The sequence below is a fragment of the Actinomadura rugatobispora genome (assembly GCF_055379765.1).
On record NZ_AP029191.1, the window covers coordinates 6,915,578 to 6,938,008 of the forward strand.

Here is a 22,431-nt window from a genome sequence, read left to right on the forward strand (position 1 = left end):
TCGTCAGAAGTCGGTGTCGATGATCTTGTCGATGTTGCGTTCGGCGAGGGCGGTGATGGTGACGAACGGGTTGACGGTGGTGTTGCCCGGGATGAGCGCGCCGTCGATGACGTACAGGCCGGGGTGGCCGTGCAGGCGGCCGTGGTTGTCGGTGGCGCGGTTCAGGACGGCGCCGCCGAGCGGGTGGTAGGTCAGGTGGTCGCCCCAGATCTTGTACACGCCGAAGAGGTCGGTCCGGTAGATCGTGCCCTCCTTCGAGTTGATCTTGTCGAAGATGGTCTTGGCGGCGTCGATGGACGGCTGCTTCCAGGCGGTCTGCCAGTTCAGGTCCACCCGGTTCGCGGCGGCGTTCCAGGTGAACTGGGCGCGGTTGGGGTTCCTGGTGATCGACAGGTAGAAGGAGGCGTAGGTCTCGATCCCGGTGGGCAGCGGGGCGACCTCGGCGAAGGCGCCGCCGGCGTCCCAGTTGTCGATGCCGCCGGTGGGCATGGACGACTGGATCGTTCCGGTCGGGTCCCACAGGTGGTTGGCGCGGCCGCACATGACGTTGCCGTTGTCGCCCCAGCCCTTGCCGATCTCGCCGTTCAGGTTCGGCAGCGCGCCGGTCGCCCTGAGCTTGACCAGCAGCTTGGACGTCCCGACGCTGCCCGCGGCGAAGAAGACCCGGTCGGCGGTCACGGCCTTGGTGGCGACGGTGCCGCCGGTGGTGTTGAGCTGCTCGATGGTGACCGTGTAGCGGTTGCCCGAGGCCGGGGTGACGTTCGTGACCCTGTGCAGGGCGGAGATGGCGACCCTGCCGGTGGCCTTGGCCTGGGCGAGGTAGGTCTTCAGAAGTGACTTCTTGCCGTGGTTGTTGCCGTAGAGGACCTCGGCGTTGAGCGCCGACGTGGGGACGCTCCCGGCGGCCTCCTGCTTCATGTAGCCGAAGTCGTACACGTTGGGGACGAACACGAACGGGAACCCGGACCGCTGGGCGTGCTTGCGGCCGACGCGGGCGTACTGGTAGCAGTCGGTGGTGTCGAACCAGGCCGGGTCGATGTGGTTGACGCCCAGGCCGGCGTTGGCGCGCGGGTAGTAGACGTCGTACATCTCGTTGGCGTCCACGGACGGCAGGATGCCGCCGAAGCGCTGGCGCAGCGGCGTGACGGCCATGCCGCCGTTGACGAGGGAGCCGCCGCCGATGCCGCGGCCCTGGTAGACGGTGATGCCGCTGAAGTCCTCGGCGTCCAGGATGCCGGTGTGGCGCGGAACGTCCTTGTCGAGCGGGAAGCCGAGGAAGTTGCTGAGGGGCTGCTTGGTCCGGGTGCGGAGCCAGTAGGAGCGGACGTCGGGCGTCCTGGTGTTGGCGAAGATCTTCCCGTCCGACCCGGGGGTGTCCCAGGACATGCCCATCTCGACCATGTGCACGTCCACGCCGGCCTGGGCGAGCCGGAGGGCGGCGACGGAGCCGCCGTACCCGGTGCCGATGACCAGGACGGGGACGTGGGCGCCGTCGGCGATGGGCGCGGGCGCGGGGGCGGCCGCGGCGGTGCGGGACAGCGCCCCCAGCGCCAGGATAGAACTCGTTCCAGCGATGAATCCACGGCGGGTGACGTCCGTGGATCTGCTACTTCGCTTGGTCGCCTCGCTCATGTGACCCTCCTCGGTCGTGGCGCGATTAGAACAGGTTCTACATTGTGCTGTGAGGTGCGTCACTACCTACTGATGAGTAGCTTTTGGTGAAACGCCAGGTCATCGGGCATGCACACAAAGCAACCAAATGCTTGCTAGGGAAAACCCTAGGCAGGACCCCGCCCCCTTGTTAGATTCCAGCGCATGATCCCCACGATCGTCTGGGGGACCGGCAACGTCGGTCGCCTGGCCATCCGCGCCGTGCACGCCCACCCGGCGCTGGAGCTCACCGCCGTGATCGTCCACGACCCCGGCAAGGCGGGCCGGGACGCCGGAGACCTCGGCGGCCTCGGGCACGACCTGGGGATCGCCGCGACCACCGACCTCGACGCGGTCCTCGCCGCCCGGCCCCGCGCCGTGGTGTACGCGGCGTCCGGCGACATCCGTCCCGACGAGGCCCTCGCCGACATCGTCCGGGCGGTCCGCGGCGGCGCCGTGGTCGTCACCCCCGCCCTCTACGCCTTCTACGACCAGCGCAACGCCCCGCCCGACCAGCGCGAGGCCGTCCTGGACGCGGTCAAGGAGGGCGGCGGCTCGCTGTTCGTCTCCGGCGTCGACCCCGGCTGGGGCAACGACGTGCTGCCGCTGCTGCTCAGCGGGCTCGGCACCGACGTGGACGCGATCCGCTGCCAGGAGATCTTCGACTACTCCACCTACGACCAGCCCGACTCGGTCCGCTACCTCGTCGGCATGGGCCAGCCGATGGACTACGAGCCCCCGATGCTGGCGCCGACCGTCCCGACCATGGTGTGGGGCGGGCAGGTGCGGCTGATGGCCCGCGCCCTCGGCGTCGAGCTGGACGAGGTCCGCGAGACCCTGGAGCGCCGCCCGCTGGAGACCACGGTGTCCACCCGCACGATGGGGGAGTTCGAGAAGGGCACCCAGGGCGCGGTGCGGTTCGAGGTCCAGGGCGTCGTGGACGGCGAACCGCTCATCGTCATCGAGCACGTCACCCGCATCCACCCGTCCTGCGCGCCCGACTGGCCCGTCCCGCCCGGCGGCGACGGCGCCCACCGCGTGATCGTCGAGGGCCGCCCGCGCATCGAGGTCACGGTGGAGGCCCGCGACGAGAACGGCAACATGGCCGCGGGCGGCAACGCCACCGCGGTCGGCCGCCTGGTCGGCGCCGTCGACTGGCTCGCGGACGCCGCGCCCGGCCTCTACGACGCCCTCGACGTCCCGCTGCGCCCCGCGACCGGCAGACTGGGAAGGAGACGGCCGTGAACATCGACATCCCCGAGGGCAAGGACGCGATCGGCTACGTGTGGGGGGAGATGGTGCCCGGCATCGGCCCCGCCGCCTCGACCTTCGCGATGTCGGTCTACGCCCACACCACCCTCGGCCTCCGCGAGTTCGAGGCCGCCCGCCTCCGCGTCGCCCAGATCAACGGGTGCGCCTTCTGCCTGGACTGGCGCACCGAACGCGACGGCGAGAAAGTCGAGGAGGAGTTCGCCGACGCGGTGACGAACTGGCGCACCACCGACGCCTTCGACGACCGCACCCGCCTCGCCGCCGAGTACGCCGAGCGGTACACCCTGGACCACCACGGCCTCGACGAGGACTTCTGGACCCGGATGACCGCCCGCTACAGCCAACTGGAGATCGTGGAGCTGAGCATGTGCCTCGGCTCCTGGCTGGCCTTCGGACGCCTCAACCACGTCCTGGGCCTCGACACCATGTGCCTCCTGCCCGGGCACTAGCCGAGGTCCTCGATCAGGGCGGGGTGGCGGGGGTCGTCCATCTTGACCACGACGTCCGCCGTGTGGCGCGGGTCGGCCTCGTGCTCGTAGCGTTCGTGGGCGGGGAGCGTCCAGGCGTCTTCTTGCGGGGTGCGGCGGGCCAGGGCCGCGGCCGACATGCTCAGGTGGACGGTCAGCTCGAACGGCAGCCACCGGCCCAGCAGCAGCGCCCCGTCCAGGAGGAGGACGGCTCCGGGAGGGACGTCGACGTACCGGGCGCGCGTGGCCCGGTCCCGGACGGGGTCCCACAGGCTCGGCAGCACCTTGCCCGTCCCGCCTGGATCGAGCGGCGCCAGGACCTCGCGGAGCAGCCCGCCGGAATCGAGCCAGTCGTCGTAGAAGGCGTTCGGGTCGTGCCGCCCGAACTCGTACCGCAGCGACGCCGGACGCAGGAAATCGCGCGCCGAGACCCGCAGCACGTCCCGCCCCCGGGCACGCAGAGGCGCCACCAGCGCGTCCGCCATTTCCCCGGGCGCGGCGGCATCGGGCCCGTCGACGGCGACCCGCAGCCACTCGCCCGGTGAGGCCGAGGCCAGTCGCTCGCTCAGCTCCTCGACCAGCAGCTCAGGCGATATCGGACGTACGCGCACCCCTCCATTGTCAGGCCATGGCCAGGGCGTGCAGGGCACGGGCCGCGGCCCGCGGCGGCATCACGTCCGTGCGGATCACCAGCGTGCAACCGGTCGAACGGCCGGGGGCGATCTCCTCGTCCGAGGGGCCGGAGCCGTGGGTCAGGCCCGCGGCCTTGATGCGACCGCGTCGTTCACGTCGTCTTCTTCCGTCCCTTCGCCGTCCTGGTCGCCGGAGCCGTCCGGTGCTCTTCATTGCCGTCGGAACCGTAATGGTCCAGGGCTTTCATGACTTCGGGAGCCAGCGCCTCCGCCAGCGCGGGCGCGAGGGCATCGGCCAGGGCGGACGCAAGGGCCTGGGTGAGCAGGATCCTTTCGAGCACCGAGGCCCTCGGCGGCGCGTTCGATGACGATGCGATCGCCGTTTCGATCAGGGCCGCCATAGGGTCCCCGCCGCCGCGTGCGCGCGACTTCGTGGACTGGCCGGCCTCATTGAGTATGTCGCGGATGAGATCGTCGATCAAAGACTCGGCCATGTCGTGGCCGGCCGGCTCGCCAGATTCCTCCGACACCATGAGGTGCTCCTCTTCGGTTGATGTGACCCGTCTCCCCAGTCGCCGCGATTCGTCGCGGCGACTGGGGAGTTCCTTCGCCGTCGGCCCGGGGCCTTTCTTATCGTCCCGCGAGCGCCGCGAGGAGGAGCGGGTGCTCGATGCCCGACTCGCCGCGCCCCTCGCGGCGGCGCATGAGCGCGGCGAGCAGGAGCGGGTGCTCGATGATGGACTCGGAGCGCTGCTCACGGCGGGCCGCGAGCGCGGCGAACATGAGCGCCTCGAAGGCGCGCTCTTCGCTTTCAGGTGCCTCGGTCGGCGCGGCTTGTTCCGCAGTCGTCGTCATAAGATGCCCTTACAGTATCGGTGGCCGTTGGACTGCTGACAACGGCTGCTCTACCCATGGGCGTTAGGTCCTATCTGCGACGGTTAATTGCTCGGCATCAATTGACCGGTACTTTCCCCGGCCTGGTCCGATCCATTGTTCTGGCATGATGGCCGCAAATATTGATCCAGGACTCGGGAATATCGAGGTGGCCGCCTCCGGCTAGCGCCGTCAGGGGACGGGGGCGGCGGTGCGCAGGGCGTCCAGGTTGGCGGTGAGGAAATCGTCGAACGTGCGCGCCGGGCGGCCGGTGAGATCCTGGACGGCCGTCGTCGTGGCGGCCTGGGCTCCGGCGGCCACGTCCCGGACGAGAACGGCGAGGTCGTCGGCGAACCGGGCCGGCGCCCCCTGGGCTTTCACCGCGGCGGCCAGATCGTCGGCGGGCAGTTCCAGCCGGGCCGGCGGCCGTCCCAGCGCGGTCGAGATCTTTTCGGCGACCTGCGCGTCGGTGAGCGCCTCGGGGCCGGTGAGGACGAAGGTCTCGTTCCTCTCCCGCGGCGTCGTCAGCAGGACCGCGGCGCAGGCGGCGATGTCGTGGCAGTCGATGTGGGCCACCGGGGCCTCACCGAAGGAGCTGATCAGGCGTCCGTCCGGGCTGAACGCCCCGGCCGCCAGGTAGTTCTGCATGAAACCGGACGGCTGGAGCAGCGACCAGGCCAGGCCGGAGGCTTCGAGGTGCCGCTCGATCTCCCAGTGCGCGCCCTGGGCGAGCCGTCCGCCCTGCTGGGCGTCGAGCACCGAGACCTTCACCACCCGCGTGACGCCGGCCTTGCGCGCCGCGTCGATCGCGGCCTTCTGCTGGCGGACCATCGGCTGCTCGCCGTCCACGGGAAGGGCCCCGGGGCCGTTGAGGAACAGCCGGTCCACGCCGTCGAGCGCCGCCGCGACCGAGTCGGGGTCCGAGAAGTCCCCGACGGCGAAGTCGCAGCCCAGGGCGCGGCCCTTGGCCTCGTCGCGGACGAGCGCCCGCAGTGCCGCGCCCTGCCCGCGCAGCCTGCGCACCAGATGCCCGCCGATGGAGCCGGTGGCCCCCGTCACCAAGATCATGTCTCTCCAAGCGATAACCTGAGGATGCCTCGGGAAAGTTAACCCGAGGCTGCCTCGAATTAGCAAGGGGGACCATGGCCGCGCCTCGCCGACGGCCGCGCGCCGATGCGCGGCGCAACTACGAACGCCTGCTGGCCGAAGCCGACGCGGCCTTCCGCGAGCAGGGCACGGACGCGTCCCTGGAGGGCATCGCGCGCCGGGCAGGGGTCGCGATCGGCACGCTGTACGGCCACTTCCCTAATCGCCGCGCCCTCGTCGGCGCGCTCCTGCGCGAACGCAACGAGGCCCTGTTCGAGCACGGACGGCACCTGCTCGCCGGCGCCGACCCGGTCCGGGCCCTCACCGACTGGGTGCACGCGGTGGTCGAGCACGCCGCCGCCTACCAGGGGCTGGCCGCCCTGCTCGCCGGTGGCCTGGACGACCAGGAATCGGAACTGCACGCCTCCTGCGTCACCATGAACGAGATCAGCGACGAGCTGATCGCCGCCGTCCGGTCGGCCGGCGCCCTCCGCCAGGACGTGACCGGCGCCGACGTCTTCACGCTCATGAACGCCGCCGCCTGGACGCGCGAGCGCATGCCCGCCGAGCACGCCGACCGGCTCCTGCGGCTGGCCATGGACGGCATGCTGGAACCGGGCGCGGTCAGCGGATGATGACGCGGTTGGCGGGGGCCTGGCCGTCGGGGGTCCAGCCGTCGTGGCCGGAGTCGGCGAGCCACCGCTTCTTGGCGTGGCGGATCTCGGTGAGCCCGTACGCCTGGGCGTGGGTGACCGCCCACGTGGCCACCGCCCAGCCGGTGCGCTGGTTGGTGACCTTCACCGCGTCGTAGTGGCGGGGCGGGGCGGCGTTGGGGGACGGGGCGACCGCGCCGTTTTCGGCCTTGCGGAGCGAGGATTGCGGTGCGTCCAGTTGGAGGCGGCCGCCGAAGGCGCGGCGCATCTCGCGGATCGCCTCGGCGCGGCGCGGCGCGGTCTTCTTGGACGGGGTGAACCAGCACCGGACCGAGGACGCCTCGCGGCCCGTGAAGGCGCGGGCGAGCAGCCTGCCGTCCGGCTCGTGCTGGGCGTAGGCGTCGCCGTCCGCGCTGCGCTGCACCAGCTGCGCCGCGTCGTGCAGGTCGCGGTCGAGGTAGTCCTTCACCTTGACCAGCGCGTCGAAGAACTTGCTGGTCGACTGGACGGGGTCGCGCAGCTTCTCGGGGGTGCCCCAGCCCTGCGAGGGGCGCTGCTGGAACATGCCGACCGAGTCGCGGTCGCCGTCGGGCAGGTTCCGGATGTGCGACTCCTGGATCGCGGTCGCGTACGCGATCACCGCGGCCCGCTCGGGCAGCTGCTTGCGGTACGCCACCGCCGCGATGGTCGCGGAGTTGGCGGCCTGCTCCAGGTCCAGCGGCATCTTGCCCAGCGTCGTCTGCGCCTCGCAGTTGGACCCGTGCAGGTAGGGGCGCGCGCTGTGGAACAGGGCGTACCCGCCCGCGGCCAGCGCCACCACGATCACCAGCGCCACGCCGGTCCAGCGCCACCGCCGGTTCCCCAGGCCCTTGGGGGCCCGCGCCCTCAATCTCGCCCATGCAGCCACGCGACGACCGTACCGGGAGATGGCGCCTACTAAGCTCAGGGGCCATGACCGAAACGTTCACCAGCCCGATCTCCGGCACCATCGACGAGCTGTGGGAGCGGCGCGCCGACCTGACGCCGGACGACGCCGACGCCCGCGCGGCCATCGTCGCGGCCGTCGACCAGATCGACTCCGGCGAGGCCCGGGTCGCCCTCGTCGACCCCGCGACCGACCAGGTCGTCGTGGACGAGCGCGCCAAGCGGGCGATCCTCCTCAGCTTCAAGGTGCTCGGCATGGTGCGTTCCCAGGTCGGCGACTTCCGGTACCACGACCGCATCCCGCTCAAGAGCCGGCTGGACGGCGTCCGCGTCGTCCCGGGCGCGATCGCCCGCTGGGGGGCCTACCTGGCCCCGGGCGTGGTGCTGATGCCCTCCTTCACCAACATCGGCGCCTACGTCGACTCGGGCACGATGGTCGACACCTGGGCGACCGTGGGGTCCTGCGCGCAGATCGGCAAGAACGTCCACCTGTCCGGCGGCGTCGGCATCGGCGGGGTGCTGGAGCCGCCGAACGCGGTCCCGGTGGTGGTCGAGGACGAGGCCATGATCGGCAGTCGCTCCATGATCGTCGAGGGCGCCCGGGTGGGCCGCGGCGCGGTGGTCGGCTCGGGCACCAACCTGTCGGCGTCGATGCCGGTGATCGACGTGGAGACCGGCGAGGAGATCAGCCGCGGCCGCATCCCCGACTGGTGCGTGGCCGTCGGCGGCACCCGCACCAAGGAGTTCAAGGGCGGCACGTTCGGCCTCCCGGCGGTGCTGATCCTCAAGCGCCTGGAGGAGGGCCGGCGGCACAACAAGGCCGAGCTGAACGACATCCTCCGCGACCACGGCATCAACACGTGACCGTCGAGTGAGAAGGGGCCCGCGGCGTTCGCCGCGGGCCCCTTTTTCACTCAGGTGCGCTTGGCGTAGTCGCCGAACTCACCGAAGTCGAGCAGCACGCATGCCTCGTCCCCCACGACCTCGGCGTCGTGGCCCGGTGGAATGGCGGCCACGTCGCCCGGTCCGATCTCCTCCTGCGTCCCGTCGGACATCAGTATCCTGATCCGCCCGGACAGGCAGTAGGACAGGTGCGAGAACTCGCACAGCTCCGTGCCGGCGATGGGCTTGACGTTGTTCGACCAGCGCCAGCCGGGCTCGAACGTCCCGCATCCGACCTGCTGGCCCGCCAGCGTGATCACCTCGGCGCGGCCCTTGCCCTCGAACATGCGGGTCTCGTCCGGCCGCTGGAAGTTCTTGACCTCGACCCGTCTGGTCTCGAGTTTCGGCATCGTTCCCCCCGTGTCCGCAGAGTCTCCCGACGCCCTCGCCACCACCTCCGACCCTACGCACGACCAGGTCATGAGACGACAATCTCCGGCGGCCCCGCCCACCGGAGCCCTGCCGTCCCGGTGGGGTGCGTACGCTGGGGCAGCATGCGGCTTGATCTGGGTGTGGACGTGGTGGAGCTGACGGCGGCGATCGTCGACGTCGAGTCGGTGAGCGGGGACGAGAAGGCCCTCGCCGACGCCGTGGAGGAGGCGCTCGCGCCCCTCCCGCACCTGACCGTGGTCCGGGACGGCGACACCCTCATCGCCCGCACCGACCTGGGCCGGGACCAGCGGGTCGTCATCGCCGGGCATCTCGACACCGTCCCGCTGAACGGCAACCTCCCCTCGCGCGTGGACGGCGACCGGCTCTACGGGTGCGGCACCACCGACATGAAGAGCGGCGTCGCGGTGGCCCTCAAGCTGGCCGCCGCCCTGCCCGAGCCCAGCCGCGACGTCACCTACGTGTTCTACGAGTGCGAGGAGGTCGAGGCCGACCGCAACGGCCTCAAGCGGCTCGTGGAGACCCGCCCCGAACTGCTGGCGGGCGACTTCGCCGTGCTGATGGAGCCGACCGGCGGGCTGATCGAGGGCGGCTGCCAGGGCACGCTGCGGGCCGAGATCACCGCGCGGGGCGAGCGCGCCCACAGCGCCCGCGCCTGGATGGGCTCCAACGCCGTCCACACCGCGGGCCGGATCCTGGACGTGCTGCGCGCCTACGAGCCCGCCCGCCCCGTCGTGGACGGCCTGGAGTACCACGAGGGCCTCAACGCCGTGTTCATCCGCGGGGGCGTGGCCGGGAACGTGATCCCGGACGAGTGCGTCGTCACCGTCAACCACCGGTTCGCACCCGACAAGTCGCTGGAGGAGGCCCAGGCGTTCGTCCGGGACGCCTTCGCCGGCTTCGAGGTGAGGTTCGTGGACGGCGCGGACGCCGCCCGCCCCGGCCTCGACCACCCGGCCGCCGCCGCGTTCGTGGAGGCCAGCGGCGCCGAGGTCCGGGCCAAGCTGGGCTGGACGGACGTGTCCCGCTTCTCCGCCCTGGGCGTGCCCGCCGTCAACTACGGCCCCGGCGAACCCACCCTCGCCCACACCAAGGACGAGTACGTCGAGATCCCCCTGATCCGCGACTGCGAACACCGCATGCGCGCCTGGCTCTCCTGACCCTGTTCGGGAAATGCAGGGTTTCCGTCGGCGGTGGAGATAGGCTATTTCCCGAACGTCGACACGGGGAGGTCGGGCGTGCCGGAGCCGCGAACACAGGCGGAGGTGCTGCGGGCGGGCGTGGCCGTCCTGACCGGACGGCTGCCTCCCGGGTGGACGCTGCGGCTGCTCGACGAGCCGTTCCCTGGTTGTGACGGGCTTCTCCAGGTGGCGGCGCCGGACGGGACGTCGGGCCTGCTGGTGGTGGAGGCCAAGCGCGTGGTCGAGGGGCGCGACGTGGCCGTCATCAGGGATTCCCTGTCGGCGCTGATGCCGCGGTGGCCGGAGGCCGCGGGGGTGGTCGTCGCCCGTTACCTTTCGCCGCCGGTTCGCGAGCGCCTGGCCGGTGCGGGGCTGGGGTACGTCGACGCGACGGGGAACGTGCGAGTGAGCCTTTCCCGGCCTGGACTCCATGTCGCGGATCGCGGCGCCGACCGCGACCCGTGGCGTGGTCCCGGTAGGCCGCGGGGCATGTTGAAGGGGGCGCCGGCGGCGAGGATCGTCCGCGCACTCCTGGATTTCCCCACTTCGTGGACGGTTCGGTCGCTCGTTGAGATGGCCGGTGTCTCGACGGGTTCGGCATATCGCGTTGTCGAGTTCCTGGAAGGTGAGGAACTGGTGAATCGCGACAGATCCGGATCGATAACGGTGCCCGACTGGGAGCCGCTGTTGCGGCGCTGGAGCAAGGACTACGGATTCGTTCGCAACAGCCGGGTCACGCGATGGATCGTGCCGCGCGGGCTGCCGGATCTGCTGCGCGGAGCGGTGGACGTTTCCGCGCGGTACGCCGTGACGGGAACGCTCGCCGCCGCCGAATGGGCCCCTTACGCCCCGGCACGCTCCGCGATGATCTATACGGACAGCGCGGAACGGGCGGCGGAGCAATGGGGGCTCCGGCCCGCGGAGGCGGGAGCGAACGTGATCCTGGCCGAACCCGAGATCGACGTGGTCTTCGCCCGTACTCTGGTCACCGCCGCGGGGGTCACCATTGCGGCGCCCTCCCAGGTCTCGGTCGATCTGATGACCGGACCCGGCCGTGCTCCTTCGGAGGCCGAGGAACTCATCGAATGGATGAAGCGCAATGAATCCTCCTGGCGTCGACAGTGACGATCTTCTCGTCCGGTCGCGATCGGCGCTCCTCGACGCCCTGGAGGCCCTGGAGGCCCATCGGGACGCGGTGATCGTGATCGGCGCCCAGGCCGTCTACCTGCGAACGGCCCGTTCCCCCGTCGCGCTGGCCGAGGCGACCAAGGACAGCGACCTCGCGCTCGACCCCAGGGAACTCGACGACGACCCCCGTGTCGAGGAGGCCATGAGCCGTGCGGGCTTCCGGCCCTCGGACGACGGCCAGCCCGGCGCGTGGCGCAATCCCGAAGGGATCCCCGTCGACCTCATGGTGCCGGAGGCTCTGGCGGGGGCGGGCGGCAGAACCGCCAGGGCCGCTCGCATACCTCCGCATGACCGCCGGGTCGCCCGGCGTGCCCGCGGGCTCGAGGCCGCGGTCGTGGACAACTCCCTGATGAGCGTCCCCGCCCTCGATCCGGCCGACCCGCGCGACTACCGGGTCAAGGTCGCGGGCCCCGCCGCCCTGCTGGTCGCGAAGCTTCACAAGATCGGCGAACGCGCCGGGAACCCGACCAGGCTGAACGACAAGGACGCCCACGACGTCTACCGGATCCTCATCGGCGTCCAGACCGCCGAGCTGGCGTCCGCGTTCGAGGTCTTGCGGGCCGACCCGACCAGTGGCGCCGCCACCGGGAAGGCGGTCGAGCACCTCTCCGTGCTCTTCGCCGCCGGGCCCGGCGCGCTCGGCTCGGAGATGGCGGGCCGAGCCGAGGAGGGCATCGGCGAACCCGAGACCGTGGCACTGGCCTCCTCCGTCCTGGCCGACGACCTCCTCCAGGCGCTGCGCCCCGGCCCCTAGGGCGCGGGTTGGTGGGCGGGGAGGTCGGGGGTGGGGTCGAAGGTGCCGGCGCGGCGGATGGTCTGCCAGCGCAGGCGTGCCCCCAGCACCGCCGTGACCAGTGACTGGACCACCACCAGGTACATCAGCTGCCGGTAGACCACCTGCTGGAGCGGCAGCACCCACAGGGTGCGGGCGCGTTCGCCGTCCAGCCGCAGGGCGTACCAGCCGGCCAGGGCCTGGAGCGCGGTGAAGGACAGCCACGTGAGCGCGAGCGTGCCGGGGTCGAGGAACAGCAGCCCGTACAGGGTGAACACGTCCACGGCGGGCGCGAACACCGGCAGCGCCACCTGGAAGAGCGCCAGGTAGGACAGGCAGCGGCGGCCGAACCGGCCGGACGCGCCGCGCTCGACCAGGGCGCGCCGGTGCTTCCACATCGCCTGCAGCGTGCCGTAGCACCACCGGTAGCGCTGCCGCCACAGCTGCCGGAGGGTGGCCGGGGCCTCCGTCCAGGCCAGCGCGGTCTCCTCGTACACGACCCGCCAGCCGGCGCGGCAGATCGCCATGGTGAGGTCGGTGTCCTCGGCGAGGGTGTCGGAGGGCACGCCGCCCGCGGCGGCGAGCGCCTCGCGGCGGAAGGCGCCGATCGCGCCCGGGACGGTGGGCATGCACTGCAGCACGTCGAACAGCCGCCGGTCCAGGTTGAACCCGATGACGTACTCGATGTGCTGCCAGCGGCCGATGATCCCGCCCCGGTTGGCGACCTTGGTGTTGCCGCTGACCGCGCCGACCCGCCGGTCGGCCATCGGCGCCACCAGGTTGCCGATCGTGTCGCGCTGGAAGACCGTGTCGCCGTCCACCAGCACCACGATCTCCGCGCGCGCCCGCGCGACGCCGGCGTTGAGCGCGCTCGGCTTGCCGCCGTTGGGCTTGCGGATCAGCGCGACGCCGGGGATCCCGGTGAACGACGCGGCGATCTCGGCGGTGCGGTCGGTGGAGCCGTCGTCGACGACGATCACCTCCAGCGGCCCCGGGTAGCCGGTGTCCAGCAGCGAGCCGATGGTCGCCGCGATCCCGGCCTCCTCGTTGTAGGCCGGGACGATCACCGACACCGGCGGCAGGAACGGGGGCGCCCCGCGCCGGGCCCGGCGGTGCCGCGCCCGGCGCGTCCCCGCGATGTGCGTCCGCGCGAACGCCAGCAGCAGCACCAGCCGCAGCACCGTCAGGACGGCCGCGACCCCGAACAGCGCGGTCAGGCCGCCGACCACCCAGCCGGAGCCGAGCTGCCCCAGCACCAGCGCTTTGCCGACCACCCTGGAGGTGAACGAGGCGGGCGGGTTGCCGTCCCGGAGCCCGATCGACTCCGACACCGTGGTGAACCGGTAGCCGCGTGCGGACAGCCGCTCGAGGATCTCCTCGACCGCCCGCACGGTCTCGCCGCGGTCGCCGCCGGAGTCGTGCAGCATCACGATCGCCCCGGCCCGGCCCGTCCCGGCGGTGGCGCGCCGCACGATCGCGTCGGCGCCCGGACGCGCCCAGTCCTCGGTGTCCCGGTCGGTGAGCACCGTCAGGTAGCCGCGCCCGGCCGCGTCCCGCGCCGCCCGCCACTGCGCCCCGGTGAGCGCGGCCGGCGTCCCCGAGAACGGCTGCCGGAGCAGGCGGGTGCCGCGGCCGGTGGCGCCCGCCAGCGCGCGCTGGCTCAGGTCGAGCTCCAGCCGGGTCCGCCAGGACGGCGCGTTGCCGAGGTCGACGTGGGTGTAGGTGTGCGACCCGATCTCGTGGCCCTCGCGCACCATCCGCCGCGCCAGGCCCGGATGCCGGGCGACCTTCGAGCCGACGGAGAAGAACGTGGCGCGCGCGTTGTGGCGGCGCAGCACCTCCAGCAGGCGCGGCGTCCACTCCGGGTCGGGGCCGTCGTCGAAGGTGAGCGCGATCGTCCCGGCGGAGGGGCGTGCGCTGCGCAGCGTGCCGCCTGTGAGGTTGAGCACCGGCCCGGCCCGGGTCGCGGCGTCCGGCGCCCTGCCGCCCGCGGGTCCGGGACGCTCGGTGCCCTCGCCGATCTCGCCGGTGGCGAACCCGTTGACCAGGAGCGCCGCGAACAGCGCGACACCGGTCAGCAGGAGCAGGATCCAATGGCCCTTGGGGGGTCTGGTCCGCACCGCTAGCCGTTCGGCTTGGGCTTGCCGCGCGTCTGGCCGGGCGGTGTGGCCGGGGCCCTGCCGCGGGTCTTGGACGGCGGGGCGGGCGTCGCCGAGGAAGAGGCGCTGCGCGTGGCCGTCGTGCCGCCGGACGGTGATGCGCCGGACCGGGGGGCCACGGTGCTGGAGGCGGCCGGGGCCGGGCCGCTCGGGGAGTGGGTGCCCGGCTTGCCGCCGTCGCCCGCTGGTTCGCGGGTCGCGCCGGATCCCGATGGCCAGGGGGTCAGCGGGGCGTCCGCGCCCATGGCCAGGTTGAGGCCGATCACCGCCAGGTACGCGAGGAGCCCGACACTGGCGAGGATCCCGAGGCGCCGGACGAGACGGGCGCGGCGTCCCGAGGCGTCCACGAAGACGGGTGCGGCGTCGGCGACGGGCAGCACCGCCGTTCGCGAGGCGGTGTCCTCGGGCACGCGGTCCGGCGGCGACGGCGGCAGCCACGCCGGGACGAGCGGCGCGGGCGCCTGCGGCGCTGGCCGCTGAGCGTGCCGGGCGGGCATCCGCTGGACCGGCTTCCGCGGGGCGGGCTCCGCCGGGGGGCGGGCGTGCCGGCCGCGTGTCCGGGGTTCGGGGGCTTTGTGGGGATCTGTTGCCACGTTGGAAACAGCGCCGAACGCCAGGGAACCGTCACTTCGGGCCGCCGGAAACAGGCGGCCCGCCGGGCGGGGGCTTGGCTACGGTGTGGGGCATGACATCCGAAGAGAATCGGCGCAGCCGGCGGCAGGGGCCCGCCATGCTGCGCGGGAGGGCCGTACCGCAGACGACCACCGACCAGCGCCTGCTCGACGGCCGCGGGCCGTCCGACTGGGTGCACGCCGACCCGTGGCGCGTGCTGCGCATCCAGGCGGAGTTCGTCGAGGGCTTCGGCCTGCTGGCCGAGATCCCCAAGGCGGTCAGCGTCTTCGGCAGCGCCCGCACCAAGCCCGGCTCGGACGAGTACGAGCTGGCCGTGGACATCGGCCGGCGGCTGCACGAGGCCGGATACGCGGTGATCACCGGCGGCGGGCCCGGGATCATGGAGGCGGCCAACAAGGGCTGCGACGACGCCGGCGGGCTGTCGGTCGGTCTCGGCATCGAGCTGCCGTTCGAGCAGAAGCTGAACGACCACATCGACATCGGGCTGGAGTTCCGCTACTTCTTCGTCCGCAAGACGATGTTCGTGAAGTACTCGCAGGCGTTCGTGGTGCTGCCGGGCGGGTTCGGCACGCTGGACGAGCTGTTCGAGGCGATCACGCTGGTGCAGACCGGGAAGATCACCCGCTTCCCGATCGTGCTGGTCGGCACCGAGTTCTGGGGCGGGCTGCTGGACTGGGTGAAGCAGGTCATGCTGTCCTCGGCCAAGATCTCCGAGGAGGACCTGGACCTGTTCCACGTCACCGACGACCCCGACGAGGTCGTCCGGGTGATCGTGGACGCGCACGTGAAGCAGGCGCGGCTGCAGGAGGAGGAGCAGGCCGCAAGGGAGGCCGCCCGCGCGGCCGGGAACGGCACCTGATGTCCCCGTCCTCCGGCCTGGCCGTGTGCGTGTTCTGCGCGTCCAGCAGCAAGATCGACAGGGTGCACGTGGAGCTGGCCGCCGAGGCCGGCGCCGAGCTCGCCCGCCGCGGCCACAGCCTGGTCAGCGGCGGCGCCCAGGTGTCGTGCATGGGCGCGGTCGCCCGCGCCGCCCGGGCCGGCGGCGCCCGCACCGTCGGGGTGATCCCCGAGGGCCTGGTCAGCGTGGAGATCTCCGACGAGGACAACGACGAGCTGGTCGTCACGCCGGACATGCGGACCCGCAAGGCCGAGATGGACCGGCGCAGCGACGCGTTCCTGGTGCTGCCCGGCGGGATCGGCACCCTGGAGGAGCTGTTCGAGATCTGGACCGCCCGGGTGCTGGGCATGCACGCCAAGCCGGTGGTGATCCTCGACCCGGCCGGGGTGTACGAGCCGCTGCGCGAGCTGATGAAGAGCCTGGCCGACAAGGGCTTCGCCCGTCCGAAGATCTTCGACGCGATCGGCTGGACCGGCTCGGTCGCGGAGGCGTTCGACCTCCTGGAACGCTCCCAGCCCCGGATCGAGGCCACCCCCGAGGACTACGCCGAAGCCGAACTCTGACCCCCGGCACGGGACCAATCCGACGCACGGCGAACTTTCCTTTCCGTCACTTTGCGTAACGGCGGGATTAGGTGGAAGTTCGCCGTGCGGAACTGTGTCCTGGGGGTTTTTCCCTGGGACGGTGGTCGTTCACCGATGGTTCAGGGCGGCGCACGAAGCTCCCCGTGATCGCATTGAAGTGAAGGAGACGCCATGTCCGTGTCCCGTCGCGGGGTCGTGAAGGGCGGCGCCGCGGGCGCCCTGTCCATCGCGCTCGCCGGAAGCCTTGACACGATCTTCCAGACCTCGGCCTCCGCCGCCGGGAAGGGCGAGGCCTACGGCTACGGCCCGCTGGTGCCCGACCCCAAGGGCGTGCTGGACCTGCCGGAGGGCTTCTCGTACAAGACCCTGTCCGCCGAGGGCGATGTCATCTCCGGGAGCGTCCGGGTGCCCGGCAAGCACGACGGCACCGCCACGTTCACCGGTTCCCGTAAGGACACCGTCCGCCTGGTCCGCAACCACGAGCAGACCGCCAGCGGCGTCAAGCCCGTCGCGGACGCGCGGCTGGTGTACGACCCCGCCGCGTTCGGCGGCACCACCACGCTGGAGGTGGACCGCGAGGCCAACCTGGTGAAGCAGGAGATCAGCCTCGCCGGCACCGCCACCAACTGCGCCGGCGGTGTCACCCCCTGGGGGACCTGGCTGACCTGCGAGGAGACCGAGGGCTTCGGCGCGCAGACCAAGTCGCACGGCTGGGTGTTCGAGGTCGACCCGACCGGCAAGCGGACCCAGCCGGTGCCGATCACCGGGATGGGCCGTTTCGCGCACGAGGCCGTCGCCATCAACCCGAAGACGCTCGAGGCGTACCTGACCGAGGACGCCGGCGGGCCGTTCGGGCTGTTCTACCGCTTCCGCCCCCGCGCGCACCGCGGCCAGTACGGCGCCTACCTGGAGGGGGGCCGCCTGGAGGCGATGTACTCCCGGGACCTGCCCGACCTCTCCCTCGCGCAGACGCCGGGCGAGGAGTTCCGCGTCAAGTGGGTGAAGGTGCCCGACCCGTCGGCCGCCACGACCTCGATCCGCAAGCAGTTCGAGGACGGCAAGGTCACCCGCAGCCAGAAGCTGGAAGGCGCCTGGTGGGGCCGCGGCAAGGCCTACTTCGTGGCCAGCTACTCCTCCAAGGAGGACGGTGCCGCGGCCGACCACGCCGGCCAGGTCTGGACCTACGACCCGAAGACCGACCGGATCCGGCTGGAGCTGATCTTCAAGCCGGGCGGCCGGTTCGACGGCCCCGACAACATCACGGTCTCGCCGTACGGCGGCGGCGTGATCCTGGCCGAGGACGGCGACGGCGAGCAGTACCTGGTCGGCACGACCCGCAAGGGCGAGCCGTTCGCGTTCGGCCGCAACGCCTTCAACGACAGCGAGTTCACCGGCGTGACGTTCTCCCCGGACGGCCGGACGCTGTACGCCAACCGGCAGACCCCGGGCCTGACCTTCGCGATCACCGGCCCCTGGAACCAGGTCCGCGCCTGACCCGACCCTCCCTTCAGGATCTCCGGATCCCCGGTTCTTCCCCGGAGCGTGAGCCCGCCGTCGCCCCCCGCGGCGGGCTCACGCGTTTCCGGACCCCGGGGTCAGGCGAGGCCGCGCCGGGTGAGGGCGGGCGGGCGCGTCCCCTCGATCGAGGCCACCATGTCCAGCACCTGCCGCAGCGCGGGCAGTTGCCCCTCGGGCGCGCGGAACGCCCGTACGCCCAGCCAGGCGTAGACCGAGGCGGCCGCGAGCAGGCCGGGATCGGGCTCCGTCCCCTCCGGCGCCTCCGGCGCATCCAGGGCGAGCGTGACCAGAACCGGTTTCCCGGTGGCCACCAGATCCGCCACGCGGTCCGCCGATGGCGCCGCTCCGGCGTCCAGCAGCCCCTCCGGCACGGGTGCTTTGTCCGGCAGTACCCACGGCTCGTGCGACTCCATGCCTCCGATCGTGGCACGATCTGTTACGGGTGGCGTCGACAGATCGGAGTTGATCGTGGTTGTGGTCCTCGTCCTGGCCTGCCTGGCGGTGCTGGGCGCCGTCGTGGCCCTGGCCATGGGCCTGGGCGGCGAGCTGTCGCCGGCGCATCGCGATCATCCGCCGCTGCGGCCGCCGGCGCCGGGGGTTCCGCCGTTCGCCGGGTCCTCGCCGCATCCGCGCCTGCCGCGCGGGCTCTGGGGCTATCAGACCGATGTGGCCGACCGGGCGATCGACGGCATCATGACGGCCCTGCACGAGCGCGAGGCCCGGATGGCCGCCCTCGAACGGCAGGTCACCGACCTGGAGGGCCGTCTCCGGGAGCGCGACCACGGCGGTTCCGAGGGACGCGCGGACGCCGGGGAGATCGCGCCGCCCTGGGCGTCCTCCGAGCCGGGCGGCATCGCCGACGTCGACCTGGCGAAGAACAACGGCGGCACCGCGAACCAGGAGGAGGCCCGTCCATGAGCCGTGTGGCGATCCATGCCGACGCCGAGTCGTCCGCGCCCGCCGAGCGGGTCTTCGAGCTGCTGACCGACTGGCCCCGCCACGACGAGTGGATGCCGTTCACCTCGGCCCGCGGCGGCCGCGGCGTGGGCGCCGAGCTGGAGGCCCGGACGGGCGTGGGCCCGGTCGGGTTCACCGACACCATGGTCGTCACCGAGTGGCTGCCGGGCCGCAGGGTGCATGTCCGCCACACCGGGAAACTGGTGCGCGGCGAGGCGTTCTTCGAGGTCGTCCCGCTGCCGGACGGCGGCAGCCGGATCCGCTGGGCCGAGGCGATCGATCTCCCGCTGGGCCCGCTGGGCCGGATCGGCTGGCTCGCGGCCGGACCGGTGATCGGCGCGTTCCTGCGGCTGGGCCTGCGCCGCCTGGCCGGGCTGGCGGCACGGGCGGACGACGGGGCGGACGACGGGGCCGGGGCGGTCAAGGATGTCGGAGGGGTGCGGTAGAACGGGTCGGTGACCACCGCGATCCTCGGTGACGACGGTCTGGCCCGCTGCCCCTGGGGGCTGTCGGCGCCCGACTACGTCGCCTACCACGACGACGAATGGGGCCGCCCGGTCCGCGACGACCAGGGCCTGTACGAGCGGCTGTGCCTGGAGGCGTTCCAGTCCGGCCTGTCCTGGCTGACCATCCTGCGCAAGCGCGAGGGCTTCCGCGCCGCCTTCGCGGGGTTCGACCTCGCGAAGGTCGCCGCGTTCGGGCCCGGCGACGTGGAGCGGCTGATGGGCGACGCCGCCATCGTCCGCAACCGGGCCAAGATCGACGCCGCGATCGCCAACGCGCGGGCGGCGCTCGACCTGCCCGGCGGCCTGGCCGCGACCGCGTGGCGGTACGCCGACCGGGACGCCCCCCGCGCCCAAGGCGCTGGAGGACGTCCCGGCCCGTACCGACGGGTCCAAGGCGCTGGCCAAGGAGCTGAAGAAGCACGGCTTCCGCTTCGTCGGCCCCACCACCGCCTACGCCCTGATGCAGGCGTGCGGGCTCGTCGACGACCACCTGATCGACTGCCACCGCCGCGGCGCCTACGCCTGACCCGCCGTCCGGACGGTCATTCGGCCTTGGCCGCCTCCAGGACGGGGACGCCCGAGGCCCGGCGCGCGGGCAGCGCCGACGTGGCCGCGGTGACGGCGGCGGCCCCGGCGACCACCAGCGCCACCAGCCAGGGCGGCGGGTTCGGATCGAGGAAGGAGCTGCCCGTCGCGACGTGCAGCAGCCCCACGGTGCCGACGGCCGCGCCGAGGCCCATGAGGGAGCCCAGCAGCACGACCGTCGCCGCCTCCCAGCGCACGATCGCGCGCAGCTGGCCCGCGGTGGCGCCGACCGCGCCGAGCAGACCGAACTCCCTGGTGCGTTCCGCGACGCTCATCGAGACCGTGGTGGCCATCCCGAACAGCGCCAGCACGAGCGACATACCGATGAAGCCGTAGGCCACGTGGACGCCGTTGAGGAGTGCCCCTGACGCGTGCTCCACGTAGGCGGCCTCGTCCATCACCGTGACGCCGGGCACTCCGGCCATGGCGCGGGCGAGCGCGCCGGGGTCGCCGCCGCGCACCAGGACGGCCTGTGTCTGCGCCTGCCGGTCGAGCCGCTCCATCGTGGCGGGCGCGACGAGGGCCTGGTCGGCGAACAGGTGGGACGGGTCGTGGTAGGCGCCCGCGACCGTGAGCGCGACCCGGCCCTGCGGCCCGCGCACCACGATCCGCCGGCCCGGTTCGAGCCCGAAGGCCTTCATGGTGGTGGACGACAGCCCGATCCGCCCGGGTGCCAGCGGCGGGAGCCGTCCGCCGAGGCCGAGCACGGCCGGCAGCGCGGCCTGGTCGATCCCGTTGACCATGAAGTCGGCGGGCAGCGGTTCACCTGCCTCGGGGATGCGCGGCGCCGGGTCGACCAGTTTGACGGTCGTCGCCGTGAGGGACGCGGCGTGCGTCACCCCCGGCACGGCGGCGGCCTTGGCGGCGGTGTCGGCGGGGAGCGGCGCGGTGCCCGACGCGGTCTTGCCCGTCGTCGTCACCACGTGGCCGGCGCGCAGCACCTGCCGTCCCGCCTCGTCGAAGCGGTCCTGGGCCGACAGCATCACCAGCGCGGTCGCGGCGACCAGGGCCACGCCCAGCATCAGCGAGGACGCGGCCGAGGAGACCCGGCGCGGGCTGCGGGTGATGGTGGCGCGGGCCAGCCGCCCGGCCTCGCCGCTCACCGCCATCCCGATCCGGCCGACCAGCCCGCCCAGCGGGCCGACGAAGAACGGCGCGAGCACCGCCAGCGCGGCGACCGTGACCATCGACCCCAGGAGCAGCAGCACGGAGACGCCGATGGTGCGCTCCGGGCCGGGCGGTTCCTCCGCGGCGATCGCGAACGCGGGGCCGTAGAAGAACCAGGCGCAGGCGAAGACCGCCAGCGCGCCCGCCAGCCGGGGCCACCGGCGTCCGGCGGTCTCGGCGGACGCGGTGCGCAGCGCCTGCATGGGCGCGACCCGGCCGGCCCGCCGCGCCGCCCGCCAGGCGGCCAGCTGGGTGACCAGCAGCCCGGCCGCCGCCGGGACGGCCAGCGCGATCCACCCGAACTGGGCGTCGGCGGCGGAGATGTCGAACCCGTCCTCCGCGAAAAGCCGGGTGAGCAGCGAGGACACCGGGTAGCCGAGCAGCACCCCCGCCGCCGACGCCACCAGTCCCAGCGCGAGCGCCTCGAGCCGGATCAGCCGGCCGATCTGCCGCGGGGTGGCGCCGATCGCGCTGAGCAGCGCCAGCCGCCGGGTGCGCTGCCGGACCAGCGTGCCGAAGGTGTTGGCGACCACGAACAGCCCGACGAACACCGACACCGTGGACAGCATGCCGATCGCGCCGCCGACCGAGACGCCCGCCGCCTGCGTGTCGGCCGACTGCCGGTCGCGCAGGGACGCCGCGGTCCGCACCGTCACCGCGTCGCCTCCACCGGAGCGGAGGCCGCGGGCGAGGTCGGCGCGCAGCCGCGCCGCGGGCACGCCGGGCGCGGCCTTCACCCAGACGGTCTGCCAGGTCCCCTCGGGCAGGCCCGCCGCCCGCTGGACGGTCTGCGGCGGCGCCAGGATCAGGTCGCCCGCGGCCACCGCGCTCCGCCCCTGCACGGTCACGACCCCGACCACCTTCATCCGCCGGGACTCGCGCGGCAGCAGCAGCGTGAGATCGGACCCGGAGGAGAGTTTCCCGGCACGGGCCACATGCCGGACGACCGCGACCTCCCCGTCGGCCGCCGGGGCACGCCCCTCCACCAGCGTGTACGGGTTCAGCCGGGCGTCGGCCACCCACGGGCGCAGCAGCGTGCGGCCGCCCGCCGGGGCCAGGATCGGCTTCCCGTCCCGTCCCGCCGCCGACGCGGTGACCATGGCGTCCCCGGCCACCGCGGCGACCCCCGGCCGTCCCGCCACCCGGTCGAGCGGGACGCGGCCGTCCGGCGGCGCGTACACGTCGTCGGGGTCGGCCTGCCCGCCCTGCACCAGCACGTCCGCGCGGGCGTACTCGCTGGCGTCGCTGCCCGAGACCGCCTCCTGCGCGCGCAGCGTGAACTGCAGCGACCCCGCGATCAGCGCGACCGAGAACGCGGCGGCCAGCAGCGTCGCGAGCAGCCGCGGCCAGCCCTCGGTGAACGAGCGGCGCGCGATCAGCCACATCGCCATCGC

23 protein-coding genes and 1 pseudogene are annotated in these 22,431 nt (G+C 72.8%); 13 read left to right on the forward strand and 11 right to left on the reverse strand.

Annotated elements, in window-relative coordinates:
- Positions 1-3: 3 nt before the first annotated feature.
- The gene (locus ACZ466_RS30910) at positions 4-1,632 is read right to left on the reverse strand and encodes a GMC oxidoreductase (protein WP_378285162.1); all 1,629 of its coding nucleotides are present in this window, start codon (positions 1,630-1,632) and stop codon (positions 4-6) included.
- A 183-nt stretch (positions 1,633-1,815) separates the two neighbouring features.
- Between ACZ466_RS30910 and ACZ466_RS30915 the strand changes: the two genes are divergently transcribed.
- Both ACZ466_RS30915 and ACZ466_RS30920 read left to right on the forward strand, forming a co-directional pair.
- Positions 1,816-2,895, forward strand: coding sequence for an NAD(P)H-dependent amine dehydrogenase family protein (locus ACZ466_RS30915; protein ID WP_378285161.1), 1,080 nt, complete (start codon positions 1,816-1,818; stop codon positions 2,893-2,895).
- Positions 2,892-3,371 (forward strand): carboxymuconolactone decarboxylase family protein, encoded by a 480-nt coding sequence (locus ACZ466_RS30920; protein ID WP_378285160.1) that lies wholly within the window; start codon positions 2,892-2,894, stop codon positions 3,369-3,371. The genes ACZ466_RS30915 and ACZ466_RS30920 overlap by 4 nt, the downstream gene beginning before the upstream one ends.
- On the opposite strand, the gene ACZ466_RS30925 is transcribed toward ACZ466_RS30920, so the two are convergent.
- From ACZ466_RS30925 to ACZ466_RS30940, 4 genes are all read right to left on the reverse strand, one after another.
- Complete coding sequence (locus ACZ466_RS30925; RefSeq protein WP_378285159.1) at positions 3,368-4,000, reverse strand: nucleoside/nucleotide kinase family protein; 633 nt, start codon at positions 3,998-4,000, stop codon at positions 3,368-3,370. The two genes, ACZ466_RS30920 and ACZ466_RS30925, sit on opposite strands and share 4 nt — an antisense overlap.
- Before the next feature lie 173 nt (positions 4,001-4,173).
- Positions 4,174-4,554 carry a hypothetical protein gene (locus tag ACZ466_RS30930; RefSeq protein ID WP_378285158.1) on the reverse strand — a complete coding sequence of 127 codons (381 nt, stop codon included), beginning with the start codon at positions 4,552-4,554 and terminating at the stop codon, positions 4,174-4,176.
- A gap of 97 nt (positions 4,555-4,651) precedes the next feature.
- The gene (locus tag ACZ466_RS30935) at positions 4,652-4,876 is read right to left on the reverse strand and encodes a hypothetical protein (protein WP_378285157.1); all 225 of its coding nucleotides are present in this window, start codon (positions 4,874-4,876) and stop codon (positions 4,652-4,654) included.
- A 210-nt stretch (positions 4,877-5,086) separates the two neighbouring features.
- Positions 5,087-5,962 (reverse strand): NmrA family NAD(P)-binding protein, encoded by an 876-nt coding sequence (locus ACZ466_RS30940; protein WP_378285156.1) that lies wholly within the window; start codon positions 5,960-5,962, stop codon positions 5,087-5,089.
- Between the two features lie 74 nt (positions 5,963-6,036).
- Here ACZ466_RS30940 and ACZ466_RS30945 point away from each other — a divergent pair, with 74 nt between their 5' ends.
- Entirely contained in the window at positions 6,037-6,615 is a 579-nt protein-coding gene (locus tag ACZ466_RS30945) for a TetR/AcrR family transcriptional regulator (protein ID WP_378285155.1), read from the forward strand.
- Here ACZ466_RS30945 and ACZ466_RS30950 read toward each other — a convergent pair.
- Complete coding sequence (locus tag ACZ466_RS30950) at positions 6,605-7,540, reverse strand: hypothetical protein (RefSeq protein ID WP_378285154.1); 936 nt, start codon at positions 7,538-7,540, stop codon at positions 6,605-6,607. The genes ACZ466_RS30945 and ACZ466_RS30950 overlap by 11 nt on opposite strands.
- Before the next feature lie 44 nt (positions 7,541-7,584).
- Here ACZ466_RS30950 and ACZ466_RS30955 point away from each other — a divergent pair, with 44 nt between their 5' ends.
- Positions 7,585-8,421, forward strand: a complete 837-nt coding sequence (locus ACZ466_RS30955) for a 2,3,4,5-tetrahydropyridine-2,6-dicarboxylate N-succinyltransferase (RefSeq protein WP_378285153.1) — start codon at positions 7,585-7,587, stop codon at positions 8,419-8,421.
- A gap of 50 nt (positions 8,422-8,471) precedes the next feature.
- Here ACZ466_RS30955 and ACZ466_RS30960 read toward each other — a convergent pair whose 3' ends face one another.
- On the reverse strand, positions 8,472-8,849 hold the full coding sequence (locus ACZ466_RS30960) for a cupin domain-containing protein (protein ID WP_378285152.1): 378 nt from the start codon (positions 8,847-8,849) through the stop codon (positions 8,472-8,474).
- A gap of 144 nt (positions 8,850-8,993) precedes the next feature.
- Here ACZ466_RS30960 and dapE point away from each other — a divergent pair, with 144 nt between their 5' ends.
- From dapE to ACZ466_RS30975, 3 genes are all read left to right on the forward strand, one after another.
- On the forward strand, positions 8,994-10,049 hold the full coding sequence (dapE, locus tag ACZ466_RS30965) for a succinyl-diaminopimelate desuccinylase (protein WP_378285151.1): 1,056 nt from the start codon (positions 8,994-8,996) through the stop codon (positions 10,047-10,049).
- 78 nt (positions 10,050-10,127) lie between these two features.
- Positions 10,128-11,195: a hypothetical protein gene (locus ACZ466_RS30970; RefSeq protein ID WP_378285150.1), complete on the forward strand. Its 1,068-nt coding sequence runs from the start codon at positions 10,128-10,130 to the stop codon at positions 11,193-11,195.
- The gene (locus ACZ466_RS30975) at positions 11,170-12,012 is read left to right on the forward strand and encodes a GSU2403 family nucleotidyltransferase fold protein (protein ID WP_378285149.1); all 843 of its coding nucleotides are present in this window, start codon (positions 11,170-11,172) and stop codon (positions 12,010-12,012) included. The genes ACZ466_RS30970 and ACZ466_RS30975 overlap by 26 nt, the downstream gene beginning before the upstream one ends.
- Here the strand turns inward: ACZ466_RS30975 and ACZ466_RS30980 are convergent.
- A complete protein-coding gene (locus ACZ466_RS30980) occupies positions 12,009-14,150 on the reverse strand; it encodes a bifunctional polysaccharide deacetylase/glycosyltransferase family 2 protein (protein WP_378285148.1) in 2,142 nt (713 codons plus the stop codon). The two genes, ACZ466_RS30975 and ACZ466_RS30980, sit on opposite strands and share 4 nt — an antisense overlap.
- A gap of 2 nt (positions 14,151-14,152) precedes the next feature.
- Positions 14,153-14,686, reverse strand: a complete 534-nt coding sequence (locus tag ACZ466_RS30985) for a hypothetical protein (RefSeq protein WP_378285147.1) — start codon at positions 14,684-14,686, stop codon at positions 14,153-14,155.
- Between the two features lie 188 nt (positions 14,687-14,874).
- Between ACZ466_RS30985 and ACZ466_RS30990 the strand changes: the two genes are divergently transcribed.
- From ACZ466_RS30990 to ACZ466_RS31000, 3 genes are all read left to right on the forward strand, one after another.
- Positions 14,875-15,681 (forward strand): LOG family protein, encoded by an 807-nt coding sequence (locus ACZ466_RS30990; protein WP_378285146.1) that lies wholly within the window; start codon positions 14,875-14,877, stop codon positions 15,679-15,681.
- Complete coding sequence (locus ACZ466_RS30995) at positions 15,681-16,283, forward strand: LOG family protein (RefSeq protein ID WP_378285145.1); 603 nt, start codon at positions 15,681-15,683, stop codon at positions 16,281-16,283. The genes ACZ466_RS30990 and ACZ466_RS30995 overlap by 1 nt, the downstream gene beginning before the upstream one ends.
- Positions 16,284-16,475: 192 nt before the next feature.
- Positions 16,476-17,798: an alkaline phosphatase PhoX gene (locus ACZ466_RS31000; protein ID WP_378285144.1), complete on the forward strand. Its 1,323-nt coding sequence runs from the start codon at positions 16,476-16,478 to the stop codon at positions 17,796-17,798.
- Between the two features lie 101 nt (positions 17,799-17,899).
- Here the strand turns inward: ACZ466_RS31000 and ACZ466_RS31005 are convergent, their stop codons facing one another.
- Entirely contained in the window at positions 17,900-18,235 is a 336-nt protein-coding gene (locus ACZ466_RS31005) for a hypothetical protein (RefSeq protein WP_378285143.1), read from the reverse strand.
- Positions 18,236-18,290: 55 nt separating this feature from the next.
- Here ACZ466_RS31005 and ACZ466_RS31010 point away from each other — a divergent pair, with 55 nt between their 5' ends.
- The 3 genes and pseudogenes from ACZ466_RS31010 (at position 18,291) to ACZ466_RS31020 (ending at position 19,811) form a co-directional block, all read left to right on the forward strand.
- The gene (locus tag ACZ466_RS31010; RefSeq protein ID WP_464041761.1) at positions 18,291-18,740 is read left to right on the forward strand and encodes a hypothetical protein; all 450 of its coding nucleotides are present in this window, start codon (positions 18,291-18,293) and stop codon (positions 18,738-18,740) included.
- On the forward strand, positions 18,737-19,225 hold the full coding sequence (locus tag ACZ466_RS31015; RefSeq protein WP_378285141.1) for an SRPBCC family protein: 489 nt from the start codon (positions 18,737-18,739) through the stop codon (positions 19,223-19,225). The genes ACZ466_RS31010 and ACZ466_RS31015 overlap by 4 nt, the downstream gene beginning before the upstream one ends.
- Positions 19,226-19,234: 9 nt before the next feature.
- A pseudogene (locus ACZ466_RS31020) lies at positions 19,235-19,811 on the forward strand (DNA-3-methyladenine glycosylase I).
- A gap of 16 nt (positions 19,812-19,827) precedes the next feature.
- Here the strand turns inward: ACZ466_RS31020 and ACZ466_RS31025 are convergent.
- Positions 19,828-22,428, reverse strand: a complete 2,601-nt coding sequence (locus tag ACZ466_RS31025; protein WP_378285139.1) for an FtsX-like permease family protein — start codon at positions 22,426-22,428, stop codon at positions 19,828-19,830.
- Positions 22,429-22,431 lie beyond the last annotated feature (3 nt).

Excerpts from the sequence above, each read along its gene's own strand:
- ACZ466_RS31015 (WP_378285141.1), top strand. The coding sequence starts at position 18,737 with ATGAGCCGTGTGGCGATCCATGCCGACGCCGAGTCGTCCGCGCCCGCC.
- ACZ466_RS30930 (WP_378285158.1), bottom strand. The coding sequence starts at position 4,554 with ATGGTGTCGGAGGAATCTGGCGAGCCGGCCGGCCACGACATGGCCGAG.
- ACZ466_RS30985 (WP_378285147.1), bottom strand. The coding sequence starts at position 14,686 with ATGCCCGCCCGGCACGCTCAGCGGCCAGCGCCGCAGGCGCCCGCGCCG.
- ACZ466_RS30975 (WP_378285149.1), top strand. The coding sequence starts at position 11,170 with ATGAATCCTCCTGGCGTCGACAGTGACGATCTTCTCGTCCGGTCGCGA.
- ACZ466_RS30995 (WP_378285145.1), top strand. The coding sequence starts at position 15,681 with ATGTCCCCGTCCTCCGGCCTGGCCGTGTGCGTGTTCTGCGCGTCCAGC.
- dapE (WP_378285151.1), top strand. The coding sequence starts at position 8,994 with ATGCGGCTTGATCTGGGTGTGGACGTGGTGGAGCTGACGGCGGCGATC.
- ACZ466_RS30940 (WP_378285156.1), bottom strand. The coding sequence starts at position 5,962 with ATGATCTTGGTGACGGGGGCCACCGGCTCCATCGGCGGGCATCTGGTG.
- ACZ466_RS30935 (WP_378285157.1), bottom strand. The coding sequence starts at position 4,876 with ATGACGACGACTGCGGAACAAGCCGCGCCGACCGAGGCACCTGAAAGC.
- ACZ466_RS31000 (WP_378285144.1), top strand. The coding sequence starts at position 16,476 with ATGTCCGTGTCCCGTCGCGGGGTCGTGAAGGGCGGCGCCGCGGGCGCC.
- ACZ466_RS30915 (WP_378285161.1), top strand. The coding sequence starts at position 1,816 with ATGATCCCCACGATCGTCTGGGGGACCGGCAACGTCGGTCGCCTGGCC.
- ACZ466_RS31025 (WP_378285139.1), bottom strand. The coding sequence starts at position 22,428 with ATGGCGATGTGGCTGATCGCGCGCCGCTCGTTCACCGAGGGCTGGCCG.
- ACZ466_RS30960 (WP_378285152.1), bottom strand. The coding sequence starts at position 8,849 with ATGCCGAAACTCGAGACCAGACGGGTCGAGGTCAAGAACTTCCAGCGG.
- ACZ466_RS30945 (WP_378285155.1), top strand. The coding sequence starts at position 6,037 with ATGGCCGCGCCTCGCCGACGGCCGCGCGCCGATGCGCGGCGCAACTAC.
- ACZ466_RS31005 (WP_378285143.1), bottom strand. The coding sequence starts at position 18,235 with ATGGAGTCGCACGAGCCGTGGGTACTGCCGGACAAAGCACCCGTGCCG.
- ACZ466_RS30955 (WP_378285153.1), top strand. The coding sequence starts at position 7,585 with ATGACCGAAACGTTCACCAGCCCGATCTCCGGCACCATCGACGAGCTG.
- ACZ466_RS30910 (WP_378285162.1), bottom strand. The coding sequence starts at position 1,632 with ATGAGCGAGGCGACCAAGCGAAGTAGCAGATCCACGGACGTCACCCGC.
- ACZ466_RS30990 (WP_378285146.1), top strand. The coding sequence starts at position 14,875 with ATGACATCCGAAGAGAATCGGCGCAGCCGGCGGCAGGGGCCCGCCATG.